The sequence below is a fragment of the Actinoplanes derwentensis genome (assembly GCF_900104725.1).
Lineage (GTDB): Bacteria > Actinomycetota > Actinomycetes > Mycobacteriales > Micromonosporaceae > Actinoplanes > Actinoplanes derwentensis.
The window spans coordinates 9,508,197-9,522,734 of sequence record NZ_LT629758.1 but is presented as its reverse complement, the minus strand read 5'-3'; the positions used below and the strand labels follow the sequence as shown (position 1 = coordinate 9,522,734).

Here is a 14,538-nt window from a genome sequence, read left to right as displayed (position 1 = left end):
CGTGCACACATTTCCGCGAGCCTAAACTGCGGTTACGGATGTGTGAACGTGCACACAGTAGGACTGGCCTGCGACGAGGTCAATAGCGGGGCGGCTACTGTTGGTACATGTCGCGGCCACAGCCCCACAGACGAGCCACGGTGCATGACATCGCGGCCGCGGTCGGCATGTCCCGGGGCACCGTGAGCCGCGTTCTCAACGGTGGATACGTCTCCGCCGAGGCCAGGGCCGCCATCGAGACTGCCATGAGCGATCTCGGATATGTGCCGAACAACGCTGCTCGCGCCCTAAAGATGCGCAGGTCGCAGGCGGTCGCGTTCGTCGCCCACGAGCCGCACTCGCTCTTTCTCGACGACCCCAACATCGGCTCGATCATGCTGGGCGCCAACGCCGCCCTGTCCCTGGCCGATCACCAGATGGTCAGCCTGGTCGTCGAGTCGGCCCGCGACAACGAGCGCGTCGCCCGCTACCTCAGCGGCGGTTTCGTCGACGGCGCCATCGTCGTCTCGGCCAGAACAAAAGACCCGATCATCAAGGTCATCAGCGACCTCTCACTGCCCGCCGCGTTCATCGGCCACCCACCCGACCTGGCGCAGAACATCCCCTTCGTCGGAATAGACAACGTCGGTTCGGCCGTCGCCATCACCGAGCACCTGCTGTCCACCGGCCGCCGCCGGATCGGCATGATCGCCGCTGCCCTGGACCGCGACTCCGGCATCGACCGCCTGACCGGCTTCCGTGCCGCCCTCGGCTCACTCTTCGACGAGGAGCTGGTCGCCGACGTCCCGCACTACGACTACGGCTCCGGCGTCAAAGGCATGCGTGACCTGCTCGAACGCGACCCGGAGATCGACGGCGTCTTCGCCGCCTCCGACGCGATCGCGGCCGGCGCCCTCGAGGCCCTCCGCGAAGCGGGCCGCAACGTCCCCCGTGACGTCGGCCTGGTCGGTTTCGACGACAGCACGTGGGCGGTCCGCTGCCAGCCCCAGCTCACCACGGTCCACCAGCCCGCCAAGGAACTCGGCTCATGTGCCGCGCAGGCGGTCCTCCGGCAGCTGAGCGGTGAGAACCCGGAAACCGTGGGGCAGCTCCTGCCCACCCCCCTGGTCCTGCGCGACTCCGCCTGAAACCCCGACCGCCGGCCCGGCCCCGTGCCCACTGTCACCCCGAGCGCCCACGGCAGTCGCCCCCACGAAAACCCGTTTCTGGTACGAATCAGACGCTCTAGCCGAACCGGGTCGTCTCGTGGCGGCCAGCGCGAGGCAGGCGCCACTCCAGACCGCCCCGCGACCGCCGGGCCGAATGCGGTGGTCACCACCACCCCGAGCCCCACATGCGTGCCGACTTGAGGTCCGAATCGCACCCCAAGTCGGCACACAACCGCTCGCCCGACATGGCGTGCCGACTTGAGGTCCGGATCGCACCCCAAGTCGGCACACAACGGCCCGCGCGGCATGGCGTGCCGAGCTGAGGGTCGGATCGCGCCCCAGGTCGGCACGCGACAGCTCGGCTGGTGGTTCGGGGTTGGCGGTGACCAACGCATTCGGCCCGGCGGTCGCGAGAAGGCCCGGAGTGGCGCCTGCCTTGCGCTGGCCGCCACGTGATGACCCCGATGCGGCGAGAGCTGTCGGCTCGTACCAGAAAAGGGGTTGGTCTTCAGCTTCTCAGGCCCCGCAGGCGCTGGGCGAGGCTCGGTGGTGGCGGGGGCGGCAGTGGGCGGTGCGGGCCGGCTGATGGGCGGGAGCGGCCGATCGGGCGGTCGTAGTCGGCGGCGGCGATGGCGTCGACGGTTTGGGCTTCGGTGAAGTCCTCGGAGCCGGGGATGGAGTCGACGAAGCCGACGAGGACGCCGTCGCGCATCACCTGGGCTTTGAGGGCTGCCGATCCGTCGTCGCCCCAGGTCGCCTCGCGGCCGTCGGGCAGGACGACGCGGACGGCGTAGCCGGAGCGGCCGGCGCTGGGGAGTTTCAGGTGGGCGAACACTTGGCGCTCACGCAGGCTGGCGACGACTCGGCGGGCGCGGCTCTCTTGCATGATCGAACGCTAGCGCGCGGATCTGGAAACTCGCTGAGGATCAGCTGAAGCCACCCAGCCAGGTCATATCGATGAACTTTACTACTTTGTAACAGCGAATTCACCGGATTCCTTTTCACGAGAGGCGGGCTTACCGTTCGGTGACCTACGTCGGAGGTCATCGATGAGATCGGTAACCGTCCTCGTCACCACATCCCTCCTGAGTCTCGTCCTGGCCACTCCCGCCCGGGCCGCGAGCATCGACTACGTCGCCCTCGGCGACTCCTACTCGTCCGGCGTCGGCGCACCCGGCCAGACCGGGCTGTGCCTGCGCAGTGACTACAGCTACGCGGCCCGATGGGCGGCCCGGAACAGTCCGGCCACCTTCCAGTTCCTGGCGTGCAGTGGCGCCACCACCGACGACGTCCTCGGCAGTCAGATCCCGGCGCTGAAGTCCGGCGCGGATCTGGTCAGCATCACCATCGGCGGCAACGACGCCGGGTTCGCCCCGACCGTCGTCACCTGCCTGACCGCCAGCGACTCGGCGTGCGCGGCCAAGGTGAACCAGGGCAAGGCGTACGTGGCGAACACGCTGCCCGGCAGGCTCGACGCCACCTACGCCGCGATCCGGGCGAAGGCACCGGGGGCGCGGGTGGTCGTCCTGTCGTACCCGCTGATCTTCGACACCGCGTCGGTGCTCTGCGAGATGAGCGTCGCCAAGCGGAAGTCGATAAACGACGGGGCCCGGGTGCTCGACGAGATGATCGAGCAGCGGGCTGAGGCGGCCGGGTTCGTCTACTCCGACGTGCGGGACGAGTTCATTGGACACGGCGTGTGCTCGACGGCCCCGTGGCTCAACGGCCTCACGATCGTTCCCCCACAGAACTCCTACCACCCGAACAGCAGCGGGTACGTCAACGGTTACCTGCCCGCCCTCAGCGGCGCGGCCTGACCGGCAACCGGACGGCACCGTGGGCGGACCCGAATCAGCCGCCCACGGTCGCCATGATTGTCGCCATGGCCCGAGTGAACACGCTGATCTTCCTGGTCGTCATCGCGTTCGCCGTGGTGGCACTGATCGACTGCCTGATCACCGAACGGTCCCGGATCCAGGCGTTCCCGCGGGGCGCGTGGGCCGTACTCATCCTGCTCTGCCCGATCTTCGGCGCGGCGGCCTGGTTCCGGGCCGGGCGCGGACCCCGATCCGGCGTCCGCCCGGCCCCGGTGGCCGGTCCGGTGGGGCCGGAGGACGATCCCGATTTCGTCCGGCAGCTGGCCGAGTCCCTGCGGGACTCCTGATCTTCCTCCACCCCCGGTGGAACGGGCGAGGTGCTCTGAGCACCTCGCCCGTTCTGATAGACGTCCGGCTGACCCGTGTCAGCGTTCCGAGGCCGGGGGTTGCGGGCCGCACAGTGAGCGGATCGCGCCCAGCAGCGTCGACCGGGTGAACGGCTTCTCCAGCAGCATGCTGTTCTCGTCCAGGTGCAGCTGCGGGCCCAGGGACGCCGCCGTGTATCCGGACATGTAGAGCACCGGCAGGTCCGGCTGGTGGGTGCGCAACGCGCCCGCCAGCTCCGGCCCGGTCATCGTCGGCATCACCACGTCGGTGATCAGCAGGTCCGGGCGGGCGCCCGACGCCACCTGGGTGACCGCCATCAGCGCGTCGGTGGCGACCGCGATCTCGTACCCGGCCGGTTCGATCAGCCGCCGCACCAGCTGCGCCACGTCCGGCTGGTCCTCGACGATCAGCACTCGGCCGATCACCGCATTCTTCTTCTGGCCCTCGCCGGCCGTGCCGGTCTTCTGCTCGGCCGCCGGCAGGTAGATGTGCACGGTCGTGCCGATCCGGGGCTGCGACTCCAGCTCGATGTGGCCGCCCAGGTTCGCCACGATCCCGGCGGTGGTGGCCAGGCCCAGTCCGGACGCGGTCGGGCGAGTGGTGAAGAACGGCTCCAGCGCCCGGCGCCGCACCTCGTCCTCCATGCCCACGCCGGTGTCGGTGACCACCAGGTGCACCAGTTTGCCGGTCGGCGCGCCCTCGGCCAGCTGACCGGGTTCGATCACCTCGTTGGTGGCGGCGACCCGGACCATGCCGCCGTGCAGCATCGCGTCGCGGGCGTTCGCGGCCAGGTTGACCAGCGCCTGTTCCAGCGGGCCGCGTTCGGCTTTCACCGGCCACACGTCCGGGCCGAACGCCAGGTCCAAGCCGATGTGCTCGCCCAAGGTCCGGCTGAACAGCGCCTGCACGTCGGTGAGCAGGTCCGGGATCGGGATCACCTCGGGGCGGTTGCCCTCGCTGCGGCCGAACGCCAGCAGCTGGTGGGTGAGTGTCCGGCCGGTGCCGACCGCGTCCAGGATGTCCTTGGCCAGCTGGTGATGTGGCGACTCCTCGTCAGCGGTCGACAGGATCATGTCGGCCGAACCGGCCACCACGGTCATCAGGTTGTTGAAGTCGTGCGACAGACCGCCGATCAGCTGGCCCAGGCTGTCCAGTCGGCGCAGGTGGTCGAGCTGGCGCTTGAGGCCGCGGGCGTCGATGTGATCGGTGGTGTCGGTGATCATGCACAGGACGCCGATGAACTCGTGGTTCTCGTCCTGCACGGGCATCATGCTGATGCGTACGCTGCGCCGGGAACCGTCCGCCCGCATCAGCCGGGTCGCACCCACCGTGGACCGGCCGGTCTTGCACTCGGCGATCCGCCGGTCCAGTTCCTTCTGGCCCACGTTGTCCAGGAACCCGCGCAGCGACACCCCGATCAGCTCGGCCCGCGGCATGCCGAGGACCACCCCGATCGGCTCGTTCGCGTACGTCGCCACCCCGTGCGGGTCGAGCTGGAGCACCCCTTCCGGGATCGTCTCCAGCACCCGGCGGTACCGCTCCTCGGACGCCCGCAGCCGCTCCTGAGCACGGGCCGAACTGACCGCCAGCGACAGCTCACCGGCGATGTCACGGGCCAGTTCCACCTCGGGCGTGGAGTAGAAGGCATCTTCGGCGTGCCGGGTCAGGATCAGGAAACCGACGTACGTGTTGTCGACGATCACCGGGCACAGCACCGCGGCCGTGATGGACGCCTCGGGTGTCGCCAGTTCGGCCGCCGAGTCACCGGCCAGCACGATCGGACGGCGGCTCGCGGCGAGCGTGGTCGAGTACTCGTTGTCCGGAGTCTGGCCGGCCCGGGACAGCGCCCGGGCCAGCGGTTCCGAACGTTCGTTGTCGATGTGGTGGTACGAGATCTCCTCGTACCGACCGTCGTCGCGCAGTAGTTGCACCCCCGCGCCGTCGCCGATCATGTCGGCGGCGGCGCGAGCAGCCGTGGAACGTACCTCGACCGGGTCTCCCACCGCGCGGCTGAGCGCGAGGGCTAGGTCGGCGAGCGCGTACCGGAGGGGGTAAGCCATGACACCCATGAGCAACATGATTCGTGTTTGCCGCGCACCATGAGGCCCATTTGCCGGAATTGCGCCCGCTTGATTCAGGCGAAGAGGGCGCTCACCGACTCGCCGTTGTGGATCCGGCGGATCGCCTCGGCCAGCGCCGTCCCCACCGAGATCACCGTCAGCTTGTCGGTCGCCTTCTCCTTCGGGATCGGCACCGTGTTCGTACAGACGATCTCCTCGATCTCCTTCTCCGCGGAGAGCCGCCGGATCGCGTCGTTCGTGAACAGGCCGTGGGTGCACGCCACCCGGACACTACGCACGTTGCGTTCCCGCAGCCGGGCCAGCAACTCGAAGACCGTGCTGCCCTTGGCGATCTCGTCGTCCAGCACGATCACGTCCCGGCCGGAGACCTCACCGATCACCGAGCTGATCACCACCTTGTCGTCGGCGTACCGCTGTTTCGCCCCGGCCGCCACCTCCACGCCCAGCATCCGGGCGAAAGCCGCGGCCTCCTTGGCGTTGCCCAGGTCCGGGGAGACCACGACGCTGTTGCTCAGGTCGTAGCCACGGAAGTGATTGGCCAGCTCACGCAGCGCGTGCAGATGGTCCACCGGAATGTTGAAGAAGCCGTGCACCTGCGGCGAGTGCAGCGTCATCGCCAGCACCCGGTCGGCACCGGCGGTGGTCAGCAGATCCGCGACCAGGCGGCCACCTATCGAGATACGCGGGGCGTCCTTCTTGTCGCTGCGGGCGTAGGCGTAATGCGGCAGCACCACGGTGATCCGGGCGGCCGACGCACCCCGGGCCGCGTTGAGCATGAACAACAGTTCGGCCAGGTGTTCCTGGGTCGGCGGAACCAGCGGCTGGATCAGGAAGACGTCCCGTTCCCGGCAGTTCCCCTGTAACTGCACTTCGATGCAGTCGTTGGCGAACCTGTCGATCCGGGTCGGCATCAGCGGTACACCGAGGTGCTCGCAGATCTCCGTAGCGAGTTCAGGATGGGCAGATCCGGTGAAAACGGCGATGTCACGCACGCCCACACGATAAGAGGCGAGCTGACGGGGTCGTCACGCCGGTCCCACTCGGCTAGCTTGACCTTTGTAAATGTCGAACCGCTGACTGTTGCCGGGTGGTGTACAACTGATGAACGGTCTCGCTGTCGCCTGCCGCCGGGTGGTCCACATCTACCGCGCCGAAGCCGGTGACGTCGTCGCCCTGGCCGGAGTGGACCTGTCCATCGCCCCCGGCGAGACGATCGCCCTGGTCGGCCCGTCCGGCTCCGGCAAGTCCACCCTGATCGCGCTGCTCGCCGGCCTGATGCGCCCGTCCGCCGGCCGGATCAACATCGGCACCTACGACATGGGCAAACTCTCCGACGGCGAGATCTCCCGGCTGCGTGGCACCGAGATCGGCGTCGTGCTGCAGGGCGCCGCCCGCAACCTGCTCCCCTACGCGTCGCTGCACCGCAACATCTGGCTCGCCCAGCGCCGGGCCGCACACACCCGCGGCATCCAGCTCGACGACCCCGACCGCATCCTCGACCTGGTCGGACTCCCCGGCCAGGGCCGCCGCAGGCTCGCCGACCTGACACCCGGCGCCCGTCAGCGCGCCGCCCTGGCCGTCGGCATCGCCACCGGTCCCGGCCTGCTCCTGGTCGACGAACCCACCAGCCGCCTCGACACCGCCGGCCGCGACGAGGTCCTCGACGCCCTGGAGACGGTGAACACCGAACGCCAGACCACGATCGTCGTCGTCACCCACGACAACGAGGTCGGCGCCCGCCTCGGCCGCGCCGTCACGATCCGCGACGGCCGGGTCGGCGCCGAAGGCCGCGACGGCCAGGACTTCGCAGTGGTCGCCGGCGACGGCACGGTCCAGCTCCCGCCGGAGGTCCTCGGCTCCTACCCACCCGGCACCCTGTTCACCGTCCAGCACATCGACGGCGAAGTCACCCTCCTCCCTTCCAGCCACGACACACCCGTCTGAGGTTCCCCCACAAGGACCACCCCACAACCCTTTCGCGGGTACGCCCACCGCCCCGCCCTGCCCCCAGTAACAACCCGGCCGGCTCTGCCGTCGAACACAGCCCGCCCGGAGCCCCGCCGACTCGGCCAGTCGGAGGCCAGCCGGGGCGGCCCCGCCGGACATGGCTCGTCAGGGGCGGGGCCAGGTGGCGACGCCGTCGGCGAGGTGGAGTTCGCGGTCGCAGGCCGCTGCCGCCTCCGGATCGTGGGTGGCGAAGACGACCACAGCGCCGCGGGCGGCCTCGGCCCGGAGCAGGTCGAGCACCCGCTGGCGGTTGGCGGCGTCCAGCTCGCTGGTCACCTCATCGGCCAGCACGACGTCACCGCGCAGCGCCAGCCCGCGAGCCAAGGCGGTGCGCTGCTGCTGCCCGCCGGAAAGCTCGTCGATCAACTGATTGGCCTGCCCGGAGAGCCCGAGCGAGTCCAGCGCGTCAGCGGTCCGCCGTCGCGCGGACGCCGGTGATCCGCCGGTGGCGATGACCGCGACCGACACGTTCTCCGCCGCGGTCAGGATCGCCGCGAGCCCGTTGTCCTGCGGAATCAGCACCACCCCGAGCGACACCGCGTGATCCCGCCCGGTCAGCGGCACTCCGTCCACAACGATCGTCCCCACCCGGGCCTTGAGAATCCCCGCCATGGCGTTCAGCAGCGTGGTCTTACCCGCCCCCGAGGTCCCGGTGACGGCGAGCACCTCCCCCGCCCGAGCCGTCACTGTGATCTCACTCAGCACGGCCGAGCCGTCGCCGTACCCGAACTCAGCACCCTCAACGGTCAAACTCCGCACGGCTCCCTCTCCCCCACCACGTCAGCACCCATCACGACAAACCCGCCACCGATCTCCCGACCCGCTGCCCCGAACCGGCCCGGCCACCGCCCGCCCCGCACCCGAATACCGCCGCATTCGCAGCCCGGAAACGGCCGCGGACCAGCAGCGCTCGCGGCCCGGAAACGGCCGCAACCCAGGAGCAGCCGCGGACCGGCAGCGCTCGCGGGCGGACAGCGATGCGGATCGCGCAGCGATGCACGCGCCGGCCGGGGTCATCGGCGCTCTATTCGCCGGCGCAGGTCTCGGCCACCCACGAACGCGACCAGCAACTCGACCACCAGAACCACACCGGCCGCGGCCAGCACGGACCACATGCCGGGCCAGGACGGCAGAGGCAGGTCGGGTGGGGTGATGCCGGCCAGTGGCAGCGCCCAGCCGGTGAGCCACCACGCCGCCGCCGCGACCAGCACCCCGACGGCGGTGGCGATGACGACCAGCACCGGATAGGTCCAGAGGGTGGCCTGACCGGCCGGGCCGGGCCGTAGTCCCTGGGTCCGCAACGCGGTGAGGTCCTCGGTCCGCCGCACCCGGTCGACCGCCACGGTCAGGGCCAGCGCCCCGGCCCCGAGCAGGGCGGCGAGGACCGCCGCGAGCAGGTGGAACCAGAGGGCGATCGCGGGACCCTGTTCGTCCAGCCCGGCACGCGTCTCGGCGGCTGTCGTGCCGGAGACGATCACCAGACCGTGGGCGGCGAGTTGTTCGTCGACGTCGGCGGGTGCGGCGGAGCCGAGCCACACCTGTGGGTCCAGTACCGGTTTCGGATCGACGGCGAGCAGGTCGAGGTATTCCAGGTCGACGAGGGCGGCCTGCCGCCCGGCAGCCGGCACCGCGGGCAGGGTGGCGACTGCGGCGAGCGGAATGCCGGCCGGCGCCACCCCGGTGATCAACGGGTCGGCGGGCCGGTTCCCGGCGAAGGCCATCGGCACCGGGTACGGCGTGACGGCCGGCTGGATCCAGACGACTTCGGCGACACTGGCGGTGACCTGGACGTCGGCGCGCAGCCCGTCGGGTGCGGCGGAGAGCCGGCCCTGCCCGGTGGCCCGCCAGCGGGCCGGGTCGGTCAGCGGCGCCGGGGCCGTGGTGTTCACCTCGTGCAGAGTCACCTGCCCGGTGATGGCGGAGCCGCCGCCCGCGCCGGAGAGCCGGATGCCGTTGATCCGGCAGCCGTCCCGGCAGACCTCGGTCCGCTGGTGGTAGCGGTGCCGTCCGGTCTTGAGATCGCCCATCTCGATCAGGCCGTCACCGTGCCCGGCCAGCGACGACACCGACACGACCATCCGCATCCGGCCGGCGGTCGCGGTGGTGGCGTCGATGGTGATGTCCGCTGCGGAGAGGACCGGTGACTCGGGCGCGCCGGGGTGCAGGAGCCGGTGCAGTGCCTGCGGGCCGGGTGCCCCACCGGGCCAGGCGGCGACGGTGGCGAGCCGTCCGGTGTCGACGGCGAGGCCGGGGACCGACACGCTGCCGCCGGGAAGCCGCACCACTGCCATCGCGAAGGCGCCGTCCGGGTCGAGCGCCCGGACGGCGGTGAGCAGGTCGCGGCGGGTGAGCGGCTGAACGGTGACGACCCGGTCGGCGCCGGTGCCGAGGCCGGCCGTGATCGTCCGGCCCTGACCGGCGGTGTCGACCGCTCCGACGGCGTAACCCGCGACGGCCGCGGTGGCGACCAGCAGGGCGAACAAGCGGCCGGCGCCGGGCCGGCGGGACAGTTGCAGACCGGCCAGGGCGAGTCCGAGATGGCCCCGGCGCAGTGCTCGGGCAGCCAGCAGGTTCACCACCGGCAGCAGCACCCGTGCGGCCACCAGCGCGAGCGCCAGCACGATCAGCGCGGGTGCGAACAGCCCGACGCCGGTGAGTGGTTGCCCGGAGAGCGCGAATTGGGCTCCGGTCACCACGGCGAGCACCGCCACCACGGCTTCGGCGGCGGCGATTCGCCGGTGGTCACCGGCCGGGGCCCGCCGGAGCAGTGCGGCGACCGGGCTGACGAGTTGCCGCCGCTGGGCCACGACCGCGGCGATCAGCGCCGTCACGGCGGCCAGTGGCGCGTACCGCAGGGAGGTGACCGCCGGTTCGGCACCGACTCCCGGGAACAGTGCCGCGGAGACCGCGTTGACCAGAAGTTGCCCGACCAGGCAGCCGGCCACCGCACCGGCCAGGACGGCCATCAGGCTCTCCCCGGTCGCGAGCCACCAGCGAGTCCACCACCGGGCGCCGCGCAACGCGACCACGGCCAGCTCGCTCTGCCGCCCTTCGGCGCCGTAGCCGACGGTCAGGTAGATGGTGAAACACGCGAGCAGCACCAGCGGCACCGCCACGACCGGCACGAGCAGCCGGGCCGCGGCCCGGCCGTCGTCGATCCGGTCGAGCAGCCGGGGTATCCCGCTGTCGAACTGGACCTGGTCGAGTTCCAGGGAGATCTGTTCGCGCCGGGCCAGGTCGGCCCGTAGTTCGCCGAGCCGCTCGATGTCGATGGTCCCGGGCCGGGCGATGCCGTCGATGGTCAGCACCGTGCTGGTGCGCTCCATCGTCTCCAAGGTGACGGGATTGGTGAAGACGGGTTCGCCCGAGCTGATGCCGATGCCGCTGACGAAGTAGCCGTGCCGTCCCCAGTACGCGTCGGTGGTGTCGGCAGTCCGGTACGTGCCGGCCACGGTCAGCGTCTTCGGAACGGCGGCGGCCATCCAGGTGGGCGGGCGGGACTGGTCGTTCTGCCGGGCGGCGCTCAGGACCACGGAGTCACCGGCGGCCAGCCCGCGCCGCTGGGCGGTCCGCTCGCCGATCAGCACCTCGCCCTCGCCCGCCAGGCAGCGCCCGCTGACGATCCGCACGTGGGCGCAGATCTCCTGGCGGAAGACGAGCCGGGACGGGAAGTCGACGGTCTCCTCCAGGCCGACGGCCGGCACCTCGGCGGAGTGGTAGTAGGCGAATCCGGGCAGGTCGAGCAGCACTTTGCCGACGTCGGGGAAGGTGATGCCGGCGCTGTCGGTGCTCTCGTCCCGGACGTCGACGGTCCGGCTCGCCACCAGGCTGAGTTCGCTGTTGGGGGCGGTGGCGATCTGCCCGGCGGCGATGGCTCGTCCGGCGGCGATCAGGTAGGCCGGGGCGGCGACCGCGGAGGTGACCGCCAGCAACGCGAGCAGAGCGAGGGTGACGGCCTGCCCGCGCCGGGTCCAGACCATGGCAAGGACCAGGGAGATCATCGACCGCCCTCCCGATCCGGGGAGGACGATTCCGGAGCCGTCCCGGAAGGCGGATCCACGTGCGGGCCGGCGAAGCGGCTCGCACGCAGGCCGCGCAGCAGTGGTGACAAGGCGATCCAGGCGGTCAGCCCGAGCACGGCGACCGCGACGAGCAGTGCGAAGACGGTAATCGCCGGATGGAGCGGGTCGGGTGGGGCCAGCACCGCCCAGCCGTCGGCGAACGCCGGGACGGTCCGCCCGATCACCACGATCGCCAGCAGCGCGGCGAGGAGCCCGCCGAGCAGCCCGGCCAGGATCAGCGCGGCGGCGCCGGCCCAGCCGGCAGCGGTGGCGACCCGGCGGGGCAACCCCTGGTCGCGGAGTGCGGCGAGCTGTTCGGCGAGTGAGCGGCGGTCCACGGTGGCGGCGACCGCGACGGTGGCGGCGGCGAGGAGCAGGGCGGCGATGCCGGCGATCAGCCCGAACCGGACGACGACGGCCGGTGCCTGGGCACCGAGACGGTCGGCGTAGCCGGTGACGGTGTCGTCGGCGGTGACGGTGAGCCCGGCCGCGGTGAGGTCGGCGACGAGGCCGGGCCGGGCGCCGGGCGCCAGCCATACCTGGTATTCACCGCCGGGGTCGGATTCGGCGGCGAACCGCCGGGTGGCGTCCAGGTCGACGATGAGGCCGTCGCGGCCGACGTGGGGCAGGGCCGGCACGGTCGCGGTCACCTGCACGGGAGCCGGTTCCCCGTACGCCGTCAGTGCGGGTTCGGTGTCCCGCCAGTCGTCCGGCGGCGGCCCGGCCAGCAGCGCGGGCAGGGGCAGCAGGGTGTCGGCGGCCCATGCGGCGATGCCCACCCCACGGCCCTCTTCGGCCTGGTTGTCGTCGGCGGCCAGCCGTAGGCCCCCGGCACCCGCTGTCACGTCGAGGGCTCCACCGCTGGTCCCGGCCCGCCAGCGGGTGATGTCGCCGAGCGCGGCCGCGTCGAGGACCGGGGTCCCGGAGTCGCCGAGCCGGAGCCCGAGCACGCTGACCGTGGTCCCGGCCGGTGGCGGCTGGATCCGGCCACCGGTGCCGGGCGGGGTGGTCAGCTCCCAGCGCATGATCCGGCAGCCGGGGGCGGCCGAGCAGCCGCTCACCGCGGCGGTGACCGTCTGTTCGCCGGGGCGCAGCGTGCCGAACGACACGGTCGCCGGCAGGCCGGTGGCCTCGTGTTGCAGGCGCAGGCGCAGGGCGAGACCGGCCGGCCCGTCCCGGCGGGCGGTCAGGGTGAGCTGGTCGCCGGTGACCAGTGGCAATGGCTTGAGACCGGCGGCGGCCACCGCGCCGGGGAGGGCGGCGGCCGGTCCGTACTCCGGGCGCCAGCCGGTGACCGCGGTGAGCCGTGGGGTGTCCACCTCGAGGATCTCGATCTCGTCGTTGCGATTGTGGACGGCCGCCATCGCCTGATGCCCGTCCGGGTCGGCGCTGCGGACGGCGTGCAGCAGCGCGGTCCGGTTGGCCGCTTCGACGGCCAGCACCCGGACGGCGCCCAGTTCGGTCTCGCTGCGGGCGAGGCGGGCCTCGTTCTCGGCGCCCCATCCGCCGGCGGCGGTCAGGAACGTCGCGACCGCGACCACCACCAGTGCCAGGACCCGGTCGGTGCCGGGCGAACGGGAGAATCGCAGAGCGACCAGGCCGGTCCGCAGTCGCCCGGCTCGCAGTGCCGCCGCGCCGCCCCGGTCGGCGGCCCGGCTCAGCAGGCGGGCGATGAGCAGGCCCACCGCCAGGGCGACCAGGGCTGGTGCCGCGGGGCCGAGACCGTCGCCGGGGCCGTCGGAGCGGGCCTGGTAGATGGCGGCGGCCGCGACCGCCAGCAGGAGCAGGTCGACCAGGGCCGGCCGCCAGGCCCCGCGCTCGGAGCCGGCCGGTCGCAGCAGCACCGCCACCGGGCGCCCGAGCACCGCGGCCTCCACGGCGGCCAGCACGGCCAGGCCACCGAACAGCACCGCGCCGACCGCGACTCCACTGTCGATCAGGGCGGACGTGTGATCGGCGGCCACCGGCACCGGGCCGGCCAGCAGCCGGGCCAGCAGATATCCGGCCGGGGCACCGAGGAGCACCCCGGCGATCAGTGGCACCAGGTGCTGTCCCCAGGCCAGGCGCAGCCGGCCGAACCGGCCGACCCCGCGCATTTTGAGCAGGGCGGCGTCGGCACGGCGGTCACGCAGGGTGTACCACCCGGCGAGGCCGACGGCGAACCAGGTGAGGATCAGGAGCTGGGTTCCGGCGGTGAGGATGCCGTTGAGGATGGTGTGCCGGTCGCGGGCGATGGCGTCGATCAGCGGGACGGCCCGGGTGGTGAGCCGCATCTGGGCGCCACCGAGCCGCAGGTCGGCCGTGGCGATCTCGGCTTTCAGATCACGGCCGCCGTCACCGCGCAGGAGTGCGTCGGGGACGGTCACGTCGTACGCCATGTTGGGGGTGCGTAGTTCCTGGCGGGCGAACGTGCCGGGTGTGGTGAACGCCGGGTCCAGGATGCCGCCGACGCGGAACATGGTGTTGCTCCAGTACGTCCCGGCGGGATCGGTCCGGGTGTAGAGCCCGGTCACCAGCAGGTCGAGCTGCCCGTCGGCGGTGTTGGAGAGCACCGCGACGGTGTCGCCGGCGCCGACGGTGAGGCGCTGGGCGGTCTCGTGGGTGATCGCGACCTCGCGGTCGGCGGCCGGGCAGGCGCCCTCGATGCGCACATGGGCGCAGAAGTCGTCGCGGTACGCCACCGGCAGACTCGCGGCGGCCACTCCGTTGCGCACGTTGAGCTGCCACATCATGCCGCCGGCCCCGTGCCCGAGGTCGGCCGGCAGCGCGGCCCGGGCCTCGGCGGTGAACCGGTCCAGCCGGGCCTGTGGACCGGTGCGGGCGTCCACCCGGCTGGCCACTGAGATGGTGCGCTGACTCGCCGGGGCAGTGACCAGGTAGGCGTCGGCGGCGGCACCGACGGCGGCGAATCCATACCACGGGCCGGCCGCGGCGACGGCCGCTGCCAGCATGGTCAGCACGAGAATCGTCAGCACCTGCGCGGCGCGTGTCCGCACCGCGCCGAAGACGAGTGCGAACATTCACCCTCCCCCGGTTG

At 71.8% G+C, this 14,538-nt stretch carries 10 protein-coding genes; 4 read left to right on the top strand and 6 right to left on the bottom strand.

Features of this window, described 5'->3' with window-relative positions; translation table 11 throughout:
* Window positions 1–140 precede the first annotated feature (140 nt).
* Complete coding sequence (locus BLU81_RS42555) at window positions 141–1,127, top strand: LacI family DNA-binding transcriptional regulator (RefSeq protein WP_231953785.1); 987 nt, start codon at window positions 141–143, stop codon at window positions 1,125–1,127.
* Between the two features lie 529 nt (window positions 1,128–1,656).
* Here BLU81_RS42555 and BLU81_RS42550 read toward each other — a convergent pair.
* A complete protein-coding gene (locus tag BLU81_RS42550) occupies window positions 1,657–2,034 on the bottom strand; it encodes a hypothetical protein (RefSeq protein WP_092554762.1) in 378 nt (125 codons plus the stop codon).
* A gap of 163 nt (window positions 2,035–2,197) precedes the next feature.
* Here BLU81_RS42550 and BLU81_RS42545 point away from each other — a divergent pair, with 163 nt between their 5' ends.
* Both BLU81_RS42545 and BLU81_RS42540 read left to right on the top strand, forming a co-directional pair.
* On the top strand, window positions 2,198–2,965 hold the full coding sequence (locus tag BLU81_RS42545; protein WP_092554760.1) for an SGNH/GDSL hydrolase family protein: 768 nt from the start codon (window positions 2,198–2,200) through the stop codon (window positions 2,963–2,965).
* Between the two features lie 65 nt (window positions 2,966–3,030).
* The gene (locus BLU81_RS42540) at window positions 3,031–3,312 is read left to right on the top strand and encodes a PLD nuclease N-terminal domain-containing protein (RefSeq protein ID WP_092554758.1); all 282 of its coding nucleotides are present in this window, start codon (window positions 3,031–3,033) and stop codon (window positions 3,310–3,312) included.
* Between the two features lie 78 nt (window positions 3,313–3,390).
* On the opposite strand, the gene BLU81_RS42535 is transcribed toward BLU81_RS42540, so the two are convergent.
* Both BLU81_RS42535 and BLU81_RS42530 read right to left on the bottom strand, forming a co-directional pair.
* On the bottom strand, window positions 3,391–5,412 hold the full coding sequence (locus BLU81_RS42535; protein WP_231953784.1) for a response regulator: 2,022 nt from the start codon (window positions 5,410–5,412) through the stop codon (window positions 3,391–3,393).
* A gap of 74 nt (window positions 5,413–5,486) precedes the next feature.
* Complete coding sequence (locus BLU81_RS42530; RefSeq protein ID WP_092558440.1) at window positions 5,487–6,425, bottom strand: ribose-phosphate diphosphokinase; 939 nt, start codon at window positions 6,423–6,425, stop codon at window positions 5,487–5,489.
* A gap of 109 nt (window positions 6,426–6,534) precedes the next feature.
* Between BLU81_RS42530 and BLU81_RS42525 the strand changes: the two genes are divergently transcribed.
* Window positions 6,535–7,377: an ABC transporter ATP-binding protein gene (locus BLU81_RS42525; protein WP_092554754.1), complete on the top strand. Its 843-nt coding sequence runs from the start codon at window positions 6,535–6,537 to the stop codon at window positions 7,375–7,377.
* Window positions 7,378–7,545: 168 nt separating this feature from the next.
* Here BLU81_RS42525 and BLU81_RS42520 read toward each other — a convergent pair whose 3' ends face one another.
* The 3 genes from BLU81_RS42520 to BLU81_RS42510 form a co-directional block, all read right to left on the bottom strand.
* Entirely contained in the window at window positions 7,546–8,199 is a 654-nt protein-coding gene (locus BLU81_RS42520; RefSeq protein WP_092554752.1) for an ABC transporter ATP-binding protein, read from the bottom strand.
* Window positions 8,200–8,453: 254 nt separating this feature from the next.
* On the bottom strand, window positions 8,454–11,441 hold the full coding sequence (locus BLU81_RS42515; protein ID WP_092554750.1) for an FtsX-like permease family protein: 2,988 nt from the start codon (window positions 11,439–11,441) through the stop codon (window positions 8,454–8,456).
* Window positions 11,438–14,521, bottom strand: a complete 3,084-nt coding sequence (locus BLU81_RS42510) for an ABC transporter permease family protein (RefSeq protein WP_197686037.1) — start codon at window positions 14,519–14,521, stop codon at window positions 11,438–11,440. The genes BLU81_RS42515 and BLU81_RS42510 overlap by 4 nt, the downstream gene beginning before the upstream one ends.
* Window positions 14,522–14,538: the final 17 nt, after the last annotated feature.